This window comes from Nocardia neocaledoniensis, assembly GCF_003182135.1.
Classification (GTDB): domain Bacteria; phylum Actinomycetota; class Actinomycetes; order Mycobacteriales; family Mycobacteriaceae; genus Nocardia; species Nocardia neocaledoniensis.
On the sequence record NZ_QGTL01000006.1, the window covers coordinates 266,834 to 286,817 of the forward strand.

A 19,984-nucleotide genomic window follows, 5' to 3' on the forward strand; every position below is an offset into this window, starting at 1 on the left:
TCTCAACGCTCGTAGCTGGAGTTCCCCTCAATGGCCCGGCACAACCCCGGCGGTGTTGGTGACGCACTGCGATCAGCGGGCACCGTGACCGACCGCCGTCCCCCGGTTCCCGCGGGAACCGATGCACGAGACCGAGACTGCGAGTTCGCTGCTACTCGATCAGACAGCTCCCACCCTGGCCCACATCCACAACGCTACCGTCGGCACGCCGAGCTTCACCACCTCCGCATGGGATGCCTGGTCCACCGACGATAAGCCACCGCTCACATCGGAACGGGTTGCGCCGCTTCGTAGAGAATGTGCTTCCACTCAGCGGGGGTGGCCGGTTTGGACTGTTCGGAAGCGACGTCACCTGCGACAGCGAACCCATTCAGGTAAAATAGCTTCTTGACTTCTGGCCTGCCGGCCGCACGTGCTTTGAAGAAGCGGATCACATTCTCACCGCGATGCGGATTTAGAAAACCCACAGCGATATCGCATTCATCGGTTGCAACCACACCGAGCCGATGGAGGCGGTGTCGATAGCGCAGGTAATCCCGAAACTCGCGGACTGACGCCATTGCAGAAAGAACGATCACCCACGAGTGGAGCTCCGCCACAGCTGTCCGGTCACTCATCACCTCAGCGTCGATATGCTGCAGCATGTCAGGAAAGGTCAACGACCCGCAGTAGTTGTGCAAAACTATCCCGATCCCGACTGTATCCTTACCACCGACAAATTCTCGACCATCGGCATCGGTGACCGGTGTCCCGGCATCGAGAGCGCCCAGGCGGACCTGGAGCTGCGTAGCGATCTTTGTCACGTGCTTTTCAAAGTTGGCCGATGAGGTCGTGATCGCATCGGAGACTTCCATCGCCTTGACCTCACCGATTACCCGAATCCGCCGGTCGCTGATCATGCAGTCGATGTCGGGGTCCTTCTTGCCACCCAGTTTGATGACAGCTGGCCGATGCAGCTCTCGTGTATCCAGCCACGGAAGCGAACTGCGCACACACTCTTGACTCACTCGCTCATAGAGCTCCCCTTTGCTCAGGTCATGTGCACCATGGTTCCGGTGACGCAGGAACCTGTCGTCGATCGCCTTCAGCATGGCCCGGTCTTGTTCCAACCGCACGGTACCGAGAGCGATCGGCGCGACGCCCGATGGGAACTCGACCCAAGGACTTCCGTTGATGTCCGGCGAAACAGCGAGGTTCTCGAATTTTGTGTGAGATCGAGAGCCCGCCTGCACTGCGAGGTTATCAGCGATGAACCTCGTAGCCGAGTCGGTCACCGGTGTGGGATAAAGTCCGCTGCCACCATCTCCGGTTCTTAGCCCAAATCTGTCGGCGATATCGAGTGATCGCGAAACGTTCTCGACAGTAAAATCCGGCAGTATTTCAGCGAATGCCGGATCAGTCTCGATCTGGCGTCCGATCTCAGTGCAGATCATTCTGTTCACCCACGCGAACCTGATGTTCTGAGAGCTTGTTCGGGACAAAAATTCGCGTCCCGGCGTCTGCTGCAGACCGACCGAAAGCTCCTCATCGTGGGAACTGAAGGTGTCAGCCAAGTTCGCTGCTATCCACCACCGTCCCGCATGCAGGAAATACTGGTCGATAACTGCCGAGTCTCCCGAAGTGCCGGAAGCGCCGACTGCCATCACCCACAGGAACCTGTTGAGGAGAGTGTGGTGCCCCAGCGCGGCAGCGTATTTCGATTGCGACTCCCACCATGTCGATATCGCAACGTCAGGCGACAGTATTCTCAGCAACCGCCCACATTTCATGGCGGAAGCCCCCGCTATCAGAAGAAAGGGTGCGGGGTCCGGTTTCGGTACAGGCGTGGGCACCTGGCCACGCTGACCGGCCGCCGCCCACTCGAATGTCCTAGCCTGATACTCCCGGACGAGCCGTCGTTCACTACCGGGAAGGAAAACCGTCGGATCGAACTCTGCGTGCATGACATCCTTCTGAATACGCGGACCCAGCTGACATGACAACACCTGCGACAATGCAAGCTACCGACCGAAATCACTTGCCGCAAAGCGTTTTCCATCCCTATCGCCGGTACTCATGTGCCCTGATGCTGGAACGAGCGCGAGGCCGCCATGTTCTCAACCTTGATGAACGATGCGGCTGGATCGCTGGCGAGGATCGCACGCTCGAACCCCCTGACGGCTGCAGGCCATACGTTGGTGATCACGCCGTCGCTGCGTTTCCACCAGGGCGTCGCCACACCATCAGACCAGACACTTCGGGCGAGCCCCCAATCCAGTTCTTCGACGTAGCCCGCCATTGCACGATCGGTCACCTCGACCGGTGCACCCCAGCGAGCGCTCAGCGCCAGGCAGCGCATGATGTAGCGGGCTTGGTGATGCTTGATCGACGGGTTGCTGTTGGACGGGGTGAACGAATTTGGGCCCGCGATCATGAATAGGTTCGGAAAGCCGTGTACCGCAAGGCCGTAGAAGGCGGTCGGCCGTCCTTCGTTACGCCACTGCTTGTGCATGTCGACGCCACCTCGTCCCCGGATCTGCACCCCGGCAAGGAATTCTGGGGCCTGGAATCCGGTGGCCCACACGATGATGTCGGCGGGGCGTTCGGTCCCGTCGACCGTGCGGATTCCGTGCGGGGTCAGCCGGTCGATGGGATCGGTGACCAGTTCGACGTGTGGTTGGATCAGAGCCGGGAAGTAGCCGTTGTCCAGCAGAATTCGTTTCTCTCCGATCCGGTGGGCCGGTGTGAGCTTCGCGCGTAGCGCACGGTCGCGCACATGTCGTCGAAGGTGGGCCCGTGCTAAGAGTTCAACGGGTCGTGCTGACCACCCTGCGCGCATGATCGGCGCGAGAACCAGATCGGCGGCGTGGTAGATCCCTGCCCGGTACAGCTCGTGCGCACCGGGTATATGGGTCAGCGCCCACTGTGATAACGGCCCGAATCCGGCGGCGGGTTTGGGCAGGACCCAGGCCGGGGTTCGCTGATATACCGTGATCCCAGCCGCGATGCGAGCCAGTTCGGGAATCATTTGTGCCGCTGAGGAACCGGTGCCGACGACCGCGATCTGTCCGCTCAGATCGACGGTGTGGTCCCACCGTGCGGAATGGAACGCAGCCCCGCCGAAGGTCTGCGCCCCTCGCATGCGAGGAATCGCGGGTCGATGCAATTGACCGAGCGCCCACACGACCGCGTGGGTGCGGATCAGCTCACCGCTGCTCGTGGTCAGGGTCCAGGTGCGGTCGGTGTCGCTGTAGTCGGCGGCCACCACCGTGATGTTGCAGCGCAGGTGTGGTCGCAGGCCGTTGCGGTGGGTGACCTCGCGCATGTAGGTCAAGATCGACTGCTGGTCCGGGTAACGGACTCGGGCGTCACGGTAGGGGTCGAACGCGAACGAATACAGGTGCGCGGGGACGTCGCAGGAACAGCCCGGATAGGTGTTCTCCCGCCATACTCCACCGACCTCGGGACCTTCTTCGAGGACCAGGAAGTCACGTATGCCGGCGTGTTTCAGCTCAGCCGCCATGGTGAGACCGCCGAACCCGGCCCCGACGACGACCACCCTGTGCGTGATCATGGCCGCACCTGGCCGCTGACCGGCCGGGTGGCGGTGTCGATTGGCGGGTTCGACCAACTGGTCCAGCGTCGCCACCAGTTCAGGTAGTCGGGGGCGGCCATCGGTGCGTCGAAGGCGTCCAGGCTGATGCCGAATCCGTCGACCAACTCACCCAGATGCGCTCCCAGGTACCGGCGGTGATGGTGGAGTTCGCGGTGGACGCGTTGGGCACGCCGAGGTGTCATCTGTCGGTGCGCGGCGAACCAGGTTCCGCGGTGCAGGATTCGTTCCAGCGTGTAGACCGCGGTCGCGGATTCGAGCAGGCCTCGCGCGGTGTCGTCGTTGGCGGAGGTCGCCGCGGTCCACAGCGCGGTCGCCGCGAGTCGTTCGCTGGTGGCGGCGGCGAGTTCGATGGCGGCGGTATCGGGATCGAGTGCGGTCCCGGCTGCGGTGATGTCGTCGCGTCGCAGCCCGGCCGCGATCGTGGTCGCTCTGTCGGTGAGCAGCCGGAGATGCCAGGGCAGATGCAAGGGGGTCGCGGGCAGTTCCAAGGTAGTGATGTCGAAGGTGAGTTGTCCGGCTTGTTTCCACAGCAGCTGTGATTCGCCTTCGGCGGTGATGATTCCTTCGGTGTTGCCGATCCAGTCCTGGATCCAGTTGGTGCGCAACGATCCTTGGGCGCCGCTGCGTTGCCGGCAGGTCAGCAGGACCTCGTGAGCGGTGTAGGCCAGCAATGGCTTGACCAACATCGACCACACCCCGATGAGCGGGTCTCCTACCGGTGCGGCCACGGCCATGTCCTGCACGCGGCGCCCCAGCACGCTGGTGGCGTAGGTCGCTGCCAGCGCGGAGACCAGGTCGCGGCGCACCGTGCCCCGCTCAGCCATCAGGGTCCGGCCGCCGGGTCGGCGCTGCCGGGCGTAGTTGACTGTGACCGCCAGCCCCGCCCGCGCACCCGCCGCGGCCGCACCCGCCAAGTCCAACCGTCCCCGTCCAAGCGTCGCGATCGCTCGGTGGTACCGCGACCGCACCGGCACCCTCGACTCGAAACCGTCCGCGCCCACCACTGCCCATGTCCCGCCGAGCAACCCCTCAGCGGGAACGAAGACCTTGTCGAAGCCAATCAACGCGTGATCCATGGGAGCCCAGCCCTTATCCGGTAGCGCGGCGACGTGCAGACCCTGTGCGAGTCCTTGGTCGGTGCGCAACCTCAAGAGGAAGGGCAGGACACCCTCATCGCGGCCTCCGATTATCAAGCGGGCGGTGACCACTCCGGTCTTCGGTGTTGTCGGATCGGCGATGTTGGGCATGAATTTCCAGCTGGCCGGGTCGGGCGAAGTGAGCCAGAACCCACCCCGGATGCCGTCCCAGGCCGCTCTCGTCCGCTGGTCGGCGCCGTTGGTGCCACCGAGCTCGGTCAACAACAAAACTCCGACCGCCTGACCGGTGTCGAGCTCGGTGAGCAGTTCACGTTGGTAGGCAGAACCGTTGCCCAGGGCGCTGATCGCTCCGATCGACAGATCGAGATGCCCGGTCAGCACCGGCAGCAGGTGCGGGGCACAGACCGCGGCCCATTCGCACAGGATCCCGCGCAGCCGGGTGTCGGCGGCGATCGCGGTCGCCGACCCGCCCAGTCCCGCAATGGTCGCCCGGAGCAGGTCCGGTGCCAGCCCGGCTTCGGCCGGATAAGTCAAGCCTGTGCCGGGCCGGTCCCCGAGTTCGGCGATGACGGCACGCACGCGCTGGTGCATATCTGGTTCGGTGCCGAGGATCGCGGTGCGCAATGAGACGGCGGTCGGGTCACCGGATGGGGAAAACGGCTGGCCCGCCCGATTGTGGTGAGCGGGGATCGGCGGTAGATCGACGGTAGTCATGGCAAGGTCTCCAAACGTTGGTCTGGGGCTGAGGTGGCCGCGGTGTAGGGCGGTTTCGGCGCTGCGGCTCGCGCGGATGCTCGTGGGCGCTGCGATCGGGTTTGCAACTGGCGGGTCGTTGTCGGCCACTGATCAGTCGACGGCGTGGGCGTCGTGGTCCCACGGTCGAGCTGACGGTTCGTCACGGTTCAGGTCCTGGCGTGAGCGGACGATCCAGTGACGGCCCGGCCGTTGTCTCGGGTTTGTGCTGGTCGGGTTCTGTGGCCGTGGGCGGCAGGGCGAGCTGGACTGCGGTTTCGATCCGCTGCCCGTCGGTGAAGGCCTCATCTGCGGCAGTCATGTTGATCAGTTGCAGGTGGGTGCGGGTGATCAGTTCCTCGACCGTGGGCGGCATCGGCAGGCCGGGGTCGGCGCTGACAGGTGGTGTGGTGGTGCGGCGCAGGCTGGCCAGCGACGAGCGGACGCTCGCCGCGATCGCGGGGGTGGCCAGGTCGCGCCAGAGCGCGGTCAGGTCGTCGACGGCGAGCCGGTGGTGGGTGGCGAGGCGTTCTGCGAGGTGGGCATCGGTGACCGTCGTGCTGCGCGCGCGTTGGGCCGGGCTCATGTTGATCGCGGCGGCGGTGTGGATGATGCGGGTGCGGATCGCGGCCATGTTTTGCCGAAGCTGCGCCGCCACAGCGGGCTCGGGATCGGTCTCGATCCCGGCTTGGTGCAGATGCTGGTGACGCAGGACCGACACCGTGGCCATGTCGACGAGCCGGTTGGTGTCGGCGACGACTCGGCCGTAGCCGCGGCGGGGAACGTTGTTCTTCGGCGGGTCACGCAACACCGTGGTCGGTTGCCACGCCCGGTTCGCCTGCCCGTATTCACGGGCTTGGGTGATCCATACCGCCGGTACCGCCCTGCTGGCGGCCACGATCTCGGCGATGCTGCGGTCATGTTCGAGCCGCACCAGTTCGGGGGCATACGGCTGGTTTCCACGAAGCGTGCCGGCACGGCGAGCCAGGTCATGGATGTCATTGAGTGCCTCGGCCTGCGGAGCAGGTAGATCCGAGACCAGACGCGGCTGCGCCGCCGGGCGGCTCATGGCTCGATCCCCGGATAGTTGGTTTGCGGGTCACTGAATACCGGCTGGGTGGTCCACCCGTCGTTGTCGAGATGGTGGGCAGAAGCACCGGTGGCCTCGATGGCGGCGTCGATCTGCGCTCCGGGTCCGTGGGAGAACAACCCGACCACCCGAACGTGGTTGTCGCCGAGAACGTCAAGCACTGCGCTCGGCTCCGGGGGCGCGATCCTCGAATCGGGGTCGATGCCGGCCTCGGCCAAGGCACGCGCCTGCACAGCGCAGCTGCTGATGTCCGTGGCCGCGATCGCCCGCCACTGGTGGGCGAGTCCGGCTTCGGTCAGCCCCGCCGCTGCCGAGGCAGCAGTTTCGATCCACGTGTCCTGAGGCCACCACTGTCGGGCTTCATCGGCCTCGACCCCGAGCAGGACACCAACCTGGGCAGAACGCCGCCACAACGTGTTGAGTGTTTCGTCGACGCTGCCGGTGTCGGAGTTGTGCGCCGCTGCGAGAGGTCGGTAGGCGGCATGGATTCCGGTGTGCCGCGCCAACCGGTCGATGTCGGTGCGTAGGTTGCCGATCAGCGCTTCACGGTCGACCGGAGCGGCGCGGCGCAGGAACAGGTTGGTGTTCCAGTGGATGCCCTTGGTGCCGCGTTCGCGGGCCTGATCGACCCATTCGACGGGCACCCCACCGGCGATGGCAGCGGCGCCGAGTTCGCTGTGCAGCATCGCCCGCGCCTGGAAATCCTGTGTCCACTCCGGGGTCGGCTCGGTGCCGCTGGCACGTTGGGTAGTCAGGAGCTTTTGAGAGTCGGCGGCCTGATTCTGCAGTGCCTTGAGGACCCGCTTGTGGACTGCGGTCGCATCTTTCATGCTCATGGCCGCTCACCGCCATAGGCTCGGAAGTCCGGGCCGAAGCCGAGGCGGTGGACCGGCGTCGAGGACCCGGGGGTTCCGAACCAGTTCGCGGGAACTGGTTCACCGGCCAGGCCGGGGCTGTCGATGTGCTGGTCAGGTGTGCAGCGGTGCAGGGGGCCGTTGGCAGCGTCGAGGATGTACCGGAGCTGGGGGTCGATGTGGCGGACGAACAGGGCGCTCATCGCCTGTTTGTCATCGGCGTTGATCGCGGCTTCGAAGCAGGCGTGCAGGCCGGCGAAGCGGATGGCCACGGATTGGTGGCGCCACCACTGTCGGCACCAGGTGTATTGGCCTTCCCGGTTGTTCGCGGCGATCTTCACCGACACCAACGGCAACAACCACTGCTGCACGAACTCGCTGTAGTGGCCGAACTTCTTCGCCGGCTTGTCATCATCCACCGCGGCGGGGGCGGGAGTGGTGGTGCCGAACCAGCCCGGTGGAACAGGATCGAACGGCAACGACGGTGTCGCTTGGTGATGGGTGCGGGTGCAGCGGTGCAGGGGGCCGTTCGCGGCGTCGAGGATCAAGTTGGCGTGTGGGTCGAAGTGGGTGAGCAGGAAGGTGCTCAGGCTCGATCCGGCTTTGGCGCGGCGCATCGCCTCGAACGCGGAGTGCAGGTGCGCGATGCGGACGGCGACCGGGCGATGGGCCCACCATCGTGGGCACCAGGTGTAGGTGTTCTCCCGGTTCGCCTGGGCCAACCGGACGCTGATCGTCGGCAACATCCACCTGGCGGCGAAATCAGTGAAGTGCGCGAACTGCGGTGGCATCGGCGCCGCAGCGGTCTGGGCAGGGCTGGTCACGACTGCCCCTCCCCCATGGCCGCAGGAGCGGCTTTGATCAGCGAAACCCGCTCCCCTTCGAACCGTTGCATCGACGTGCGGACCAGCGGCGCGTACTCGCTGTCGAACCAGGGGATCTTGCGGACGACGACGGGGCCGTGGCCGGGAAGACGGACCAGGGCACGGTCTTTCGGGAGGGCGGCGAGCATGGCGACGTCGAGGATGGGTTCGGCGCGCCAGGACAGGCTGCGTTGGATCCCGCCGGGGGTGTAGGTGCGGGAGCGGTCGGAGACGTCGTGTTGACCGGCCATCGCCGACCAGTGCTCCAGATAGTCCCTTGAGGCGATGGACCCGCCGTAGACCTCGATCGACTGGGCCATCATCGTCTTCAACCCGTTGGCGCCCCAGAGGTTTTCGCCTTGTTCGAGGACCTGGAGGATGGTCATCAGGATTATTCCGCAGCCGGCGGCGTAGGTGTAGTAAGAGGGCAGTTCGCTGATGCGGGCGCAGTTGGCGGCCTCGTCGAGCACACACAACAGCGGTACCGCCAGCCGCCCGTCCGGCCGGGCCCGCGCCGCGGTCAGAGCGGCTTCCAGGACTTGCCCGACCAACGCGGCGGTCAAGGGGGTGGCCCCGTCGGGGCCGGTCATCGACAGCGGGTAGAGGGTGTCGGTGGAGGTGACGAACGCGGTCGGGTCGAACTCCGGCAACAGGTGGGTGCGTGGCTGCTCGGTGGTCTCGATCAGGACCCCGTTGCGGATCGACGCCGTCTTCCCGCTCCTGCTCGGCACGACCGCTGTCGTCGGTTTGGCGGTGGTTTCGCTGACCTGGAACAGTTTCCGGACCGGTGGTGTGACCATCTGGGCGTACCCGGAATCAGAGAGCACGTTAAGAAATCTTCTGGCCATGTCGTAGAGGCCGTCGCGCTGTCTCGCGTAGAGGCCTTGGCATTCGATGATGCGGGCGGCTGGACGGTCGTGGCCGTAGTGGCGCAGGATCAATGCCGGGGTCGGGTCCTGGTCGCGGCCGAGCCATTCCGCGACATGATGCAGGTCCCCGCCCGCGCACGCGGCAGCGAATATGTGCAGGGCGAACAGTTCTTGGGCGCCGCCGTCGAAGTAGGCATCGGTTTTCGCGTTCGCGATCTCGTTCGCCGAACCCGCCGACCCGGACACGAAGAACCCGGCCAGCTTGCGCGCCGCCGGAAGCCCGGTGACCTGGTTGAACAGGTTCACCCAGAACCCGCACACCACCTGCCCGGTCACCGCCTGCAAGTCACACACCCACACCCGCCCCACCTGCTCGCGCCCGTAGACGGTGTGCCGGTACAGGTCGGGTTTGTTCGACGTGGCCAGGCACGGCCCCCACGCCGAGAGCACCGCCGGTATCGCCCACGCCACCGTCTTGCCGGTCCGCTGACCAGCCGTCACCGTGACACCGAGTTCAGCGGGAACATGCAGTGCGATGTCGCCGATGACCGTGCGCCCTAACAGCGGTCCCGGATTCGCTTGCACTCCTGGTGGGGCATCGATGAGGAGGCGTTGGTTGTCTGCGAGGTTGTCGGCAGCGCGAGCGATGCGGATCTTGCCCGGCGGTTGCATGGTCCGCGCCGCCGCATCGACCTCCCCACCAGCAGTGAACTTTCGTGCTCCGCGGATCGCGCCTGCGCCCGTCACGCAGAGCAAGACCACCGCGATCGGGGTTGCTTGCCACGGCCATCGCTTGTCTCCGGCGGCCACAGATAGCAAGGCGGCGAACGGATTCCACGACAGGGACTGCCCGGCCTGCCAGCTGCCGAGTTTCAGTGCCGCCCACAGCACGAACACGAGCGCAAGCAGTGCCAGCAGGATCAGCAGCATGCTGGCTTCTTCACCCAGTCCGGACTTGGTGCGGCGCCGGGTTTCTCGGGGAGAGAACATCATTGACCTATTCCTTTCAGAACTGGGGGTCGATACCGGGCGCGTAGCGGGGTGCGTCGATGACGCCGGTGAGTTCTGGGCTCGCCCAGTCGGCGGCGGGGTCGGCCTCGGGCAGGGCAGCCTCGACCGCGCTGGACATCACCGCTCCACCCGGGGGGGCGGTGTTGGGGGCCGGGTGGGTGTTCTCAGCGCCTGCGGCGAGCGCGAGCGCAGGTGGGTAGTCAGGAGCCAGACCGAGTTGGCTTCGCAGGGCGTCGAGTTCGGCCACGGCTGTGTCGCGTTCGCCCAGGACGTGCTCGAGTTGGGCCAGCCGCGGCGCCCCGGGCTGCTGCGACCAGTAGTGCCCGGCCAGGCCCGCCTGGTAGGCGCCGGTGATCTCGTCGTGGTCTGCCCCGGCGAGCGCGGCGGCGCGGCGGGCGTCCCGTGCGCCGTCCATCAACCGCTCCAACTGGTCGATCCGGACCTGACTGCCTTCGGGGGATTCGTCGAATTCGGCTGCCAGCCGGGCATGTTGAGCGGCCAGGTCTTGGACCCGGCGCACGGCGCCGATCTGGGCAGGCACCTGGTCGATCGTGACGGTGGGGGTGAGGTAGGCGTTGCGTTGAGCGGCCGGCAACAGGGCGGTGATCTCGTCTTCACCGGTGTCGAGATCTGCGAGGGCTTCCTCGGCGGCGAGGAGTTCGTCGGAGCCGTTGATGATCGCCTCGACCTCGGCCATGCTCAGCTCTTGTGTGGCTCGCCCGCCCAACGCGCGGTCGACCAAGCTGTCCGAGCGTGTTGCCTCCACGCCGGGATCGGGAACCACGCTCAGGTGGCGAGGTCGCCAGCGAGCGCCGTCTTGGGCCGACCGATCGTTGACCGGTTCGAGGTGTCCGGTCAGTTCCGCGGCTTGCCGTTGCGTACGGATGGTGTTCGAGTCGATCCCAGCGCCGCCCTCGATGAACGATTGCTGCAGCTGGCCGAACTCGCGGCGCGCGGCTTCGGGGTTCGCGGTCCAGGCCTCGACCGCGCCGGCGAGTTCATGCCACAACTGCTGGTGCTCGGGCGCGGCATCCTGGAGCCACTGACGGGCGATGTTGTGCGCGCGAGCTTTGTACTCGACGACCTGTGCTGGGGTTTCCCCGTAGGCGGCGATCTCACCCAACTGGTGGTGAGCGGAGAAGTCGGCGCGAAGTTGCGCTTCGACGCTGTCGGCGGCGTCACGGTAGTAGGCGGGGTTGGTGAAACTGGTTCCTCGTGTCTGCCAGCTCATCGAGTGCTCCCGGACAAGCACAGGTGCCACGATGTGGTGGGGTTCGAGGGTGAAGGTGTTTGTTGCCGGAGACGGTGGGGCATCGTGCTTCCTCGGATCGAGAAAACGTCACACCCTCAAACGGGGTGTGGTGAGGTCCCAGCGGTTCAGGTTCGATCGTCTCGGTCCAGTTCCCCCTGGCCGTGACGCCGACATTTCACGAATCGTGCTGCGGTTCTATAGGTCTGGGCCGCGATTAGTGCCGACCTCACTGACCTGTCCGGGAACCGGGTCGGGATCGGGTTCCCAGGACCACGCGTTGTCCTCGCCCAGGGCGGCGTCGACGACGGCGGTGATCGCGGTGCTCTCGGCGGCCAGATCGGTCGGTTCGGCCTGGCGGATGGCGGTGTCGACGAGCTGGGACCGCAACGCGCTCGTCGCATCAGCGATCATCGTGCGCGGTGTCGGTGGCTCGACCAGGGCGGCGCCGACGTCGGGACCTCGCGGAACATACGGCGGCACCGCCAACGCCGGATCGGCGCGGGCATAGCCATTCCAGGCTCGAGCGAGGTCTTGCTCGGTGTAGGCGGCGAAGGTGACCGCGTGTACGCGGCGGATCCCTTCCACGCTCGCCCCCCACAAGCTCTCGCCTTCGGCTGGCGTGAGCTGGGCGGCGGCGGCCAGGACGGTCACCCGGGTGTGCAGTGCCGTCATGTTGTCGGCGAACTGGGCGACGGCGATCGGGTCGGTATCGAAAGCCCATCTCCCGGTGGCAATTCGGTCCATACGGGCGGCCTCCAGGCCGGCCATGCGTTCCATAGTCCACAAGTCGAGCTCGAGCATGTCGAGGTAGAACTCTTGGGCTTGGTTCGCGCGGGCGGGGTGCTGGCGCACCACGCCCGGCTTCGGGGCGTTCGCGCCGCGCTGCCCGAGTTCGCGGGCATCGACGACCCAACCCGGGTCGACCCCACCCAGCATGGCCGTGTACTCGGCGTGCTCGCGCTGCACGGTGAGCAGTTCGAGTCGCTCGTTCCACACCTGTTCGTTGCCACCGGAGACACCGTCGTCGAACATGGCAGGTCCGGCATCAGTGACCTCCCGATGCTGAGCGGCCAATTGCTGGATCCGCCGCAGGATGCGGCCTTGCCACTGGGTCACCGACTCACCGGGCCCTGGAGCGCTCGTGGTCATCACCACACCCCCTGATCCACACCAGACCCCGGCCCTCGGTCAGGCGGGTGGGGTTGCAGGTCTGGGTCTGGCTCCCACTGTGCTGCTGTTCGGATCCCGGTTGCTTCGACCGCGGTGCCGATACCGTGCCCCGCGCCCGGGCCTAGGTTGTCGGTGAACCTGACTGCGGCCAAGGCGTGTTCGGCACGTTCGGCGAACTCCCAGGGTGTCGGTGGGCCGACGTCGGTGACGGTCGTGGTGGCGAGATTATCGAAGGTGCGCGAGACGTCGGCTTCGATCCCTTTCCACGACATTTCCGTGAACCGTTGCCGCAGTTCGGCATCGGTGTAGGAGGCTGCGGTCAGCTCGGCCACCTGTTGCCACGAGCCGGGGCTGCGGCCCCACAGCTGCTCGGCCTCGACCGGTTGGACGTTGATCAGTGCTGCGGTCCCGGTCGCACGCCGCCACAGCGCGGCCATGTTGTCGTGGAGTTGGCGTTCTGCTGGCTCGTTGTCGGGCAACCCACCGCTGTGCACGCGATGCAGGTACTCCGCGCGGACCAGCGCGGTGTGTTCCAGGCGCCACACTTCCTCGGCGAGCTGGTCGAGCAGGTGCAGGCGTGCCGGATCCGCCCCCGGCGGGGCCATCGGCAGTGCTGCTGTTTCGGGGGTATCGCCCCAGCGTGCGCCCCTGGCGCCGGTGTCGGTGGCGTAGTCGATCATCCGTTGCGGGACTCCGCGGGCGTGGGCGTGTAGCTCGATCTCACCGCGCTCGTCGTCCAACGCCCTCAGGTGGGTCCGCCACGTCTCGAGCTGAACGCTCGGGCCGTGGGCGGGCGAGTACTGCGGGGACCCGTGGAACAAGGTGCGGTAGTGGTCGTAGCTGGTGTTCTGGATTCGTTCGAGTAGGCGAAGCTGCCACGAGGGCATTTCCTCGGCACCCGAGAGGGGATGACTCACCGGTTTCTCCAATCCTGTTGTTCGACTGTGTGTTCAGTGCTCCCGGAACGGCCTGGAGAGACCGTGCGCGGCGGTTCACGGCCCCGGCCCGATCTCGGGTCCGGTGTGTTGATCCGGGTTCGGGCCCGGTCGGTGATCGGTGGGGTCGTGTGCGGTGTGGGCACCGGCGCCGGTGGCCTCGATCGCGGCGTCGATATCAACGCCGCCGACTACCCGCGCCGTGGGGCGAGTGTCGAGGGCGGCTGCGGCGAGCTCGACCATCCGGTCGGGCAGGACGGGCAGCTGGCGGTTGATGTCGTCGGGAGTGATTCCGGCGGCTTGGAGCACCATCACCGGCATCGACACCGTGGCGAAATCGGTGTCGATGACGGCCTGCCACCGCGCCGACACCTCCGCCCGGTCGAGCTTCGACAGGGTGTGCGCGACCTGCTCGGTCCACGGCCTAGCGGTGGGTTCCCACGAGTGTTGCTGTTCAACCGTGGTCAAGCCCAGGGCGTGCCCGACTGCGCCGACCTGTTGCCAGCTCACGCCCATGACGCGGCGGAAGGCAGAGAACCCGGCACGCGACAGGTCGCCCTGTCGCGCCGCAGCGGCCCCGACTCCGGCCATCGTCTGCAATTCCGCGACCGCTCGCCGGTGCCCGCGCAGGAGGGTATCGCGGTCGATCGCTTCGGTGCTCAACAATGGTTGGCCGGGCGCCCAGCGGTGTCCGCGTTCCCCGCAGGCGCGGGTGTAGTCGATCACCGACTTCGGCACCCCGACCGCGTTGGCGATCGCTTCCAGGTTTTCCCGGGTGCGGCGCCCGATATCCAGATGCGCCAGCGCCATCGGCGACAGGTCCTGGTTGTCGCCGGTGCGGGATCGGTCGATCAGATGCTGGTTGTCGCTGGCCAGGTTCTGCACGGCCTTGAGCAGCTTGGCCTGGACCGGGCTCGGCTCGAACATCTCACCGGCCCCGTCCCATGTCGGGATCGCCGCGCCACATTTCGAGCTCTGTGCCTGTGGCGCGGGCAGGTGTGGGGTCTGCTCCCCCACTGGTCAAGTCAGGATCAGCAGCGGTGGGATCGATGTCGTGGACCGCTGTCGCCGATACCGCGGACTCGATCCATTCACCGTCCTCGACGATCTCCGCGTCGACAATCGTCTCGGCGGCCGGGGCGTTGGTGGGCGCGAGATAGCCAGTGAGGTAGTCGAACTCGTGGTGCAGGTGCGCGTCCATGGTGAGATCGGCTGCCAGCCCGCCCACGTCGTCGTCGACACCGTGGGGTCTTCGGTCGGACTGATACGCGCCGTTGTTAGCGAAGTAGTCTTCGGGGTCCAGGCCGATGTCGTGGATGAACCGTTCTTCGTAGGCCTGGCTTGCGGCTTCGGCGTCTGGAGACAGGTCGTGGGTGGCGTCGGCGGCGGCGAACTGGGCTGCGGCGGCCTTGGCTGCGCCGGTTCGTTCATCCGAGTGGTGCAAGGTGTCGGTGAATCCGGCCGCGCGGCGGCGGATCTCGATCATCAGCTCTTTCAGCTCGACATCGAGCTCGTGCAACGCCACCTCGCGGGCTTCGCGGTTGGTGTAGCCGGCGATGCGTGCGGCATGCACCTCGCTGCTCTGCTGCCGGGAAAGCTCACCGTCGAGCTCCCTTCGTGCCAAATCTGTTTCAGCCCTGATGATCTGGCCCTCTTTGTGACGAACGTCGACCTCGGTGATCTTGGCCGCGTTGTCGATGCGGGCACGGACTTCAGCGATCTTGGCCATGCTCAGTTCTTGCTCGGTCCCGAGATTGCCGAGCCTGGCCTGGTGCTCGATCCACGACCGCTGGTTCTTGGCCGCTTCATTCGCGAGTCTCTGCTCGGACTCCGCCCGCGACCGCGATTCCCCACCCCTGCTCCGGAACAACGCGTTGGTGGTGTGCGCGGTCTGCAACGCCTGCAGAAATCCCTGGCGGACCGCTTGCCCGCCTTCTTCGACCGGATCCCCGTTCATCACAACACCCGCATTTCGGTGACCAACCATGCACGTTCGGCCCCCGCGCGAGTCGCTCGCGCGGACACCGAAAACTCGATCGATGTCCTGGCGGCCGGGGTGAGGGCGACAGTGAAGACCCGGCTCGACGAGGTCGCGGTATCAGGCGCCGGGGTATCGCCGGTCACAGCGACCTCGGTGCGCAGCGGCACCCTGGAATCGACCCAGTCCCCCCACGCCTCGGGGGTGATCGGGGCCCACAGCGACTCCCCGATCCGGGCATCTGTCGCATATGTGGCGCGCATCAGCGGTCGCGCGGTCTTGAACGTCGACCGTGCGTCCACCCCGGCAACCGGATCCAGCCGGTACAGCATGGTCACCGCGGCCTGGAGAACCGCAGGTGCCGAACAGGGCGCGACCTCGGTGTGTGGTGGTGGGAATGCCTCGGCGCGACAGCCTGGTTCGACCACCGGTGCCTGAGCGGACGAACAACCACTCACCGCCGCCAGGACGATGAGGGCGACGCTGGTGATCGCGACGGGTTTCATGACGTTGCGTCCCAGAGTTCGTGCAGGTCGACGGTGCGCCACCGGACTCGGTCGGGCCAGGTGCACTGCTCGGCGGCGGGATTGCGCACCGGGACGGTCGCGATGTCGAGGACCAGACTCACGGTGGTAGCGATGCTGTGGAGCCGGTCGAAGTCCAGTCCGCGACTGCGCGCCAGGTTCAGCCGCAAGACACCGGCGTCGCCACCCCAATCAGCCAGCGCGTGCGCGGCCAACTCGATCGCCTTCTCCGCCGAGATAGTGGCCGCCTCGACCCCATCGACCATCTCGGTATCGAAGGTTTCGTGCCAGATCATGCGCCCTGCGGCCCCGCACACGGTGAACGCGGTCATCGTCGCCGCCGACCACACCGTCAGCGCCGGGCCCGTCGCGGCCTTGCGCGCCAGGTTGGCACCTGATGTGGCCCAGAGGATTTCGGATTGGCGCAGACCGTCGTAATCGATCCCGGCGAGATCGAGCAAGGCTTGGATGTATCGGTCCGACAGGTCGCTGGTAGTGAAGCCGTATTCGGCTGCGAGGCTGTCGAATTCGCCGGTTGTGGCGAAGGTCTGCAGTTCAGCTGCCCGGGCGCGGACCATGTCTTCGGGGGTGGTCGGTGTAGCCGGGGCACAGGTACGGAGGTGGGTGGTCATCGCGTTTTCCTTCGAGCGATCGGTCAGAAATCTGGTTCGAGCTGTGGGCGCGCAACCTCGCCAGGAGGTGGAAGGTCGAACAGGTCGCCGCCTGCGATGCCGTAGCCGTCCTCGATGCCGGTCGCGGCGATCGCGGCACCGATCCCCGCGCCACTGTCCGGTTCTAAAAGAGCTGTGTGCCAAATGGTTTCGGCGGCGGCTTCGAGCATGTGCGGGGCTGGGGGCAGTTGGTGGGGTGCGCTGTGGGCGAGGCCGATGCCGACCATGCGCATCGCCGCGACCCGGATCCGTCCTTCCCGGACCCGGCCCACGTGGGTGAGTTCGCGCCATTGGCGCCCCTGATCGGGTGCCGACTGCTGCGAGATCTGGTTCAGGCGAGCTTGCCAGTCGGTTGCCTCGAGCGACCACCAACCGTTGGTTTCGGCCTCGGTGACGTCCAGGGCGGTGGCGACCATCGCGACCCGCATCCACTGCAACCGCAGATGCTCGCTCAACTTGTCGGCTGCCTGCGGCGTCACCGTGGCGTGGTCGCGGCGGACCGGTCGAACCGCGGCCAGGGTCGCCAGTGTGTCGACCTGATGGTGGAGCTGGGCGATCAGCAGCGACCGTGCCACCGGGCGGCGCGGTGGCAGCGAAGCATCTCTGGTTGCTGGGCGGCCTTCCTGGCCGGCCTGTCGCGCGTAGGCGATCCAGTTGGCGGGCAAGCCGATCGCCACCGCTTGTTCATGCACGACGCGACCGACAACCGACAGATCCCGGAAGGTCTGGATGCGGCTGTGTGGTTCCCGCCCCAACTGCATCAGATCGACGGTGACGTTCTGCAGGACCGCCGCCATCCGCCGTTGCGTCACCGTCGAACCGGCATGCCCGACGGTGTCAGGTGTGGCAGTCAGTGCCCGGCGGACAGGTTCGCGTGATGCGGTGTGCTCAACCATGGTCGGTCACCGAGGTGATGCGGTAGCTCGACATCCGCCACCCTTGCGGGGTTTCGGTCACCGTGACGGTCACCCGCATCCGCCGGTACATGGTGGTGGTCCCGTCGTGGTGGAGCACCTGTTGGGTCACCGTCGCCGCGACCGTCGGTCCCGACCCGCCGGTTTCCGGCTGCTCGGCATCGACCAGGGCGGAGATGATGTCGTTGCTGTCGCGCCACCCCGCCCATTCCAGTAGCGGCGCCAACCCGATCGCGGGGCCGTTGCCCGCCGCCGCTGCGGCCAGCTCGCCGGTCAGCCACGGCGCTGCACGAACCAACCCGGCACCAGGGTCGGGGTCAGTACGAGGCTGCCAGGAGAACATGGCCGCCAAACCCATCTGGGCGACGGTCACCGCGTCGGTGTCCTGGGGCTCGGGCCCCTCAATGTGGGCGGCACCGGGGGTGTGCGTATCGGACGTGGGCCCGGGGTCGTCGGCGCCGCCAGTCAGTACCGTGGTGAGTGCAATCACGACGGCAGCGATACCGACGGTCACAGCGGCGAGAGAAAGGCGGTTGCTCATGGTGTCCTCAGCTCAGCGTCGTCGTCATCTGGGTGGCCGTCGCGAGAATGTTGGCCACGTACGGGCGGGTCTGAATCTCGTAATCCGGTGAGCCCGTGGGGAATCCGCCCGACTGCAGCACCGCGTGTTCGCCGGCGTTGTAGCCGGCGAGGTAGAGCTCGGCGGGCCCGTGGGGGGCTACGACCTTGCCCTCACTGATCCAGGTGTCGACCTTGTCGGCGATGTCGCACATGTAGCGGGCTTGGCCGATGATCGCGTCGCCGTCGTCCCACACCGACGCGACACCGTTGCCGTCGGCGTCGATCACATACGGTTGCCCGTCGGTGGCGAGCGCGGTCGCGGTGCCGGGCAGGAACTGGGCCAACCCCTGGGCACCAGCCGGGGAGGTGAGCCCTCGCCGGAACCCGGATTCCTGTTTGCCCTGTGCCGCCAGCAGCGGCGAGGTGATCTGTGGACACACGGTCCCACCCAGCTGATACCAGGCCACCAGTTCCTCGGGGACAGTGCCGGGGTCCAGGTCGGTGTCGCCGAGGGCGGGCCCACACACCGTCGCGCTCGCAACCCCCGTGGAGTCCGTGGTGACCGGGCCGATCGGTGCACCGTCGTCGGGGTATCCGCCACCCAGCGTGGTGACATGCACGTGATCGAAGTGGTTCGCCGTCACACTGCCGCGGTCTTCCATCAGGTTGGACTCGCCGGTGGCCGAACGGTAGGTCTGACGCCAGATCAGGTAATCGATGCGCAACGCGGCAGCGTTGGTGATCACGAAGTCGGCGATCCGATCACCGAGCGCCTTGCCCTCCCCAGAGGTCGGGTCGGGGATCAGGATGTCGATCGCCCGCCCGCTCGGGTGGTCCGGCAGCGGGTCCTCACGCTGCCCGCCGATCTCCCGTACCTGCGGGAACTGCTGGACGATGGTGCGCGCCAACCGGATTGTGTCGACCTGCAAACCGCGTTCGGACCCGATCGATGCGGGCATCGCGGGCAGTTCGGACCCTGCCTGTGTTGCGGCTTCGATTACCGCGCTCCCGCTCGGGCCCGGTGTCGTCGATGGGGCGGGGTCGGTCGATCCGGCCGGGCTGGTCGGATCGACCGACCCACTGCGCAGCCACGGCATCGGATCGATCGCGGCGCCGCCGCCGAATCGCCCTCCGCCGGTCCAGATTTCCAGGTGCAGGTGTGCACCGTCCGGGCCTGCGGGGACGGTCTGACCGTTGTAGCCGACTCCGGCGATCAGCTGCCCGATCCGCACGGTCTGGCCTTGTTCGACCTCGACGTCGTCGGCGAACATGTGCCCGTAGACCGAGGACACGATCTCGCCGTCGATGTTGTGGTCAATGACCACCCAGATCCCGAACCCGCTCGCCTCGCCCACCCGCACTACGACCCCGTCGGCGACCGCGTAGATCGGGGTCTTGGGTGCGGCGGCGAAGTCCTGGCCTTGATGTTGTGTGCCCCAACGCATTCCGAAACCCGAGGTCAGGGTGTAGGTGCCCTCAGTCATCGGCATCGTCCTCGCCGTACCGGATGAAGGCGCCTGCTTCGCTGTGGACGGTGCGCAGCCCCACTCCTGGGCGCTGCCGGCGAACAACAGCAGCACCACCAGCAGCAGGACCGCACCGATGACCGCGGTCGTTGCCCGCGCGGCGCCACTCATCGGCCCACCAGGTCAGAGCGCGTGGCCCAAGCGCAGACGGTCGGGAAGCGGAATCGGCGTGAGCCACGGTCAACGGTGCTCATCGCAGGTTCTGTCGACTTCGTCCGCATGAGGTGTTCCACGCTGTGTTTCGTGCGCGAGCCACCTCTTTCTCGCTGATGTGTCGAAATTTGGTTTCATTAATTTCTCACCTATCAATGGGTATGCGCGAATTACTTATCTGCGGTGGTG

At 66.5% G+C, this 19,984-nt stretch carries 17 protein-coding genes; all 17 read right to left on the reverse strand.

Translation table 11 applies throughout. The annotated features are described in order from the left end of the window. Positions 1-263: 263 nt before the first annotated feature. On the reverse strand, positions 264-1,943 hold the full coding sequence (locus tag DFR69_RS34025; protein WP_146229330.1) for a hypothetical protein: 1,680 nt from the start codon (positions 1,941-1,943) through the stop codon (positions 264-266). Between the two features lie 110 nt (positions 1,944-2,053). Further along, positions 2,054-3,553, reverse strand: a complete 1,500-nt coding sequence (locus DFR69_RS18790) for a flavin-containing monooxygenase (protein ID WP_110038995.1) — start codon at positions 3,551-3,553, stop codon at positions 2,054-2,056. Beyond that, entirely contained in the window at positions 3,550-5,535 is a 1,986-nt protein-coding gene (locus DFR69_RS18795; protein ID WP_146229331.1) for an acyl-CoA dehydrogenase family protein, read from the reverse strand. The genes DFR69_RS18790 and DFR69_RS18795 overlap by 4 nt, the downstream gene beginning before the upstream one ends. 52 nt (positions 5,536-5,587) lie before the next feature. Beyond that, positions 5,588-6,493: a hypothetical protein gene (locus tag DFR69_RS18800; RefSeq protein WP_146229332.1), complete on the reverse strand. Its 906-nt coding sequence runs from the start codon at positions 6,491-6,493 to the stop codon at positions 5,588-5,590. Next, positions 6,490-7,350 carry a hypothetical protein gene (locus DFR69_RS18805; RefSeq protein WP_146229333.1) on the reverse strand — a complete coding sequence of 287 codons (861 nt, stop codon included), beginning with the start codon at positions 7,348-7,350 and terminating at the stop codon, positions 6,490-6,492. Before DFR69_RS18805 ends, DFR69_RS18800 begins: the two co-directional genes overlap by 4 nt. Further along, a complete protein-coding gene (locus DFR69_RS18810; protein ID WP_146229334.1) occupies positions 7,347-8,192 on the reverse strand; it encodes a DUF4913 domain-containing protein in 846 nt (281 codons plus the stop codon). The genes DFR69_RS18805 and DFR69_RS18810 overlap by 4 nt, the downstream gene beginning before the upstream one ends. Beyond that, positions 8,189-10,093: a type IV secretory system conjugative DNA transfer family protein gene (locus tag DFR69_RS18815; protein WP_110038888.1), complete on the reverse strand. Its 1,905-nt coding sequence runs from the start codon at positions 10,091-10,093 to the stop codon at positions 8,189-8,191. The genes DFR69_RS18810 and DFR69_RS18815 overlap by 4 nt, the downstream gene beginning before the upstream one ends. A gap of 13 nt (positions 10,094-10,106) precedes the next feature. Beyond that, the gene (locus DFR69_RS18820; protein WP_110038889.1) at positions 10,107-11,342 is read right to left on the reverse strand and encodes a hypothetical protein; all 1,236 of its coding nucleotides are present in this window, start codon (positions 11,340-11,342) and stop codon (positions 10,107-10,109) included. Positions 11,343-11,558: 216 nt separating this feature from the next. After that, entirely contained in the window at positions 11,559-12,512 is a 954-nt protein-coding gene (locus tag DFR69_RS18825) for a hypothetical protein (protein ID WP_146229335.1), read from the reverse strand. Further along, a complete protein-coding gene (locus DFR69_RS18830; RefSeq protein WP_146229336.1) occupies positions 12,512-13,450 on the reverse strand; it encodes a hypothetical protein in 939 nt (312 codons plus the stop codon). The genes DFR69_RS18825 and DFR69_RS18830 overlap by 1 nt, the downstream gene beginning before the upstream one ends. A gap of 75 nt (positions 13,451-13,525) precedes the next feature. Further along, positions 13,526-14,395 (reverse strand): hypothetical protein, encoded by an 870-nt coding sequence (locus tag DFR69_RS18835; RefSeq protein ID WP_110038892.1) that lies wholly within the window; start codon positions 14,393-14,395, stop codon positions 13,526-13,528. Between the two features lies 1 nt (position 14,396). Continuing rightward, positions 14,397-15,425: a hypothetical protein gene (locus DFR69_RS18840; RefSeq protein ID WP_110038893.1), complete on the reverse strand. Its 1,029-nt coding sequence runs from the start codon at positions 15,423-15,425 to the stop codon at positions 14,397-14,399. After that, the gene (locus DFR69_RS18845; protein ID WP_110038894.1) at positions 15,425-15,952 is read right to left on the reverse strand and encodes a hypothetical protein; all 528 of its coding nucleotides are present in this window, start codon (positions 15,950-15,952) and stop codon (positions 15,425-15,427) included. Before DFR69_RS18845 ends, DFR69_RS18840 begins: the two co-directional genes overlap by 1 nt. Then, positions 15,949-16,548: a hypothetical protein gene (locus DFR69_RS18850; protein WP_110038895.1), complete on the reverse strand. Its 600-nt coding sequence runs from the start codon at positions 16,546-16,548 to the stop codon at positions 15,949-15,951. The genes DFR69_RS18845 and DFR69_RS18850 overlap by 4 nt, the downstream gene beginning before the upstream one ends. A gap of 77 nt (positions 16,549-16,625) precedes the next feature. Beyond that, positions 16,626-17,537, reverse strand: coding sequence for a hypothetical protein (locus DFR69_RS18855; RefSeq protein WP_147123809.1), 912 nt, complete (start codon positions 17,535-17,537; stop codon positions 16,626-16,628). Beyond that, complete coding sequence (locus DFR69_RS18860) at positions 17,530-18,045, reverse strand: hypothetical protein (protein WP_146229337.1); 516 nt, start codon at positions 18,043-18,045, stop codon at positions 17,530-17,532. The genes DFR69_RS18855 and DFR69_RS18860 overlap by 8 nt, the downstream gene beginning before the upstream one ends. 58 nt (positions 18,046-18,103) lie before the next feature. Further along, the gene (locus DFR69_RS18865; protein WP_110038898.1) at positions 18,104-19,753 is read right to left on the reverse strand and encodes a VldE C-terminal domain-containing protein; all 1,650 of its coding nucleotides are present in this window, start codon (positions 19,751-19,753) and stop codon (positions 18,104-18,106) included. Between the last annotated feature and the right edge of the window lie 231 nt (positions 19,754-19,984).

What these genes read in the sequence shown, in the direction of transcription:
- DFR69_RS34025 (WP_146229330.1), bottom strand. Translation starts at nt 1,943, where the DNA reads ATGCACGCAGAGTTCGATCCGACGGTTTTCCTTCCCGGTAGTGAACGA.
- DFR69_RS18790 (WP_110038995.1), bottom strand. Translation starts at nt 3,553, where the DNA reads ATGATCACGCACAGGGTGGTCGTCGTCGGGGCCGGGTTCGGCGGTCTC.
- DFR69_RS18800 (WP_146229332.1), bottom strand. Translation starts at nt 6,493, where the DNA reads ATGAGCCGCCCGGCGGCGCAGCCGCGTCTGGTCTCGGATCTACCTGCT.
- DFR69_RS18805 (WP_146229333.1), bottom strand. Translation starts at nt 7,350, where the DNA reads ATGAGCATGAAAGATGCGACCGCAGTCCACAAGCGGGTCCTCAAGGCA.
- DFR69_RS18815 (WP_110038888.1), bottom strand. Translation starts at nt 10,093, where the DNA reads ATGATGTTCTCTCCCCGAGAAACCCGGCGCCGCACCAAGTCCGGACTG.
- DFR69_RS18820 (WP_110038889.1), bottom strand. Translation starts at nt 11,342, where the DNA reads ATGAGCTGGCAGACACGAGGAACCAGTTTCACCAACCCCGCCTACTAC.
- DFR69_RS18825 (WP_146229335.1), bottom strand. Translation starts at nt 12,512, where the DNA reads ATGACCACGAGCGCTCCAGGGCCCGGTGAGTCGGTGACCCAGTGGCAA.
- DFR69_RS18835 (WP_110038892.1), bottom strand. Translation starts at nt 14,395, where the DNA reads ATGTTCGAGCCGAGCCCGGTCCAGGCCAAGCTGCTCAAGGCCGTGCAG.
- DFR69_RS18840 (WP_110038893.1), bottom strand. Translation starts at nt 15,425, where the DNA reads ATGAACGGGGATCCGGTCGAAGAAGGCGGGCAAGCGGTCCGCCAGGGA.
- DFR69_RS18845 (WP_110038894.1), bottom strand. Translation starts at nt 15,952, where the DNA reads ATGAAACCCGTCGCGATCACCAGCGTCGCCCTCATCGTCCTGGCGGCG.
- DFR69_RS18850 (WP_110038895.1), bottom strand. Translation starts at nt 16,548, where the DNA reads ATGGTCCGCGCCCGGGCAGCTGAACTGCAGACCTTCGCCACAACCGGC.
- DFR69_RS18855 (WP_147123809.1), bottom strand. Translation starts at nt 17,537, where the DNA reads ATGGTTGAGCACACCGCATCACGCGAACCTGTCCGCCGGGCACTGACT.
- DFR69_RS18865 (WP_110038898.1), bottom strand. Translation starts at nt 19,753, where the DNA reads ATGAGTGGCGCCGCGCGGGCAACGACCGCGGTCATCGGTGCGGTCCTG.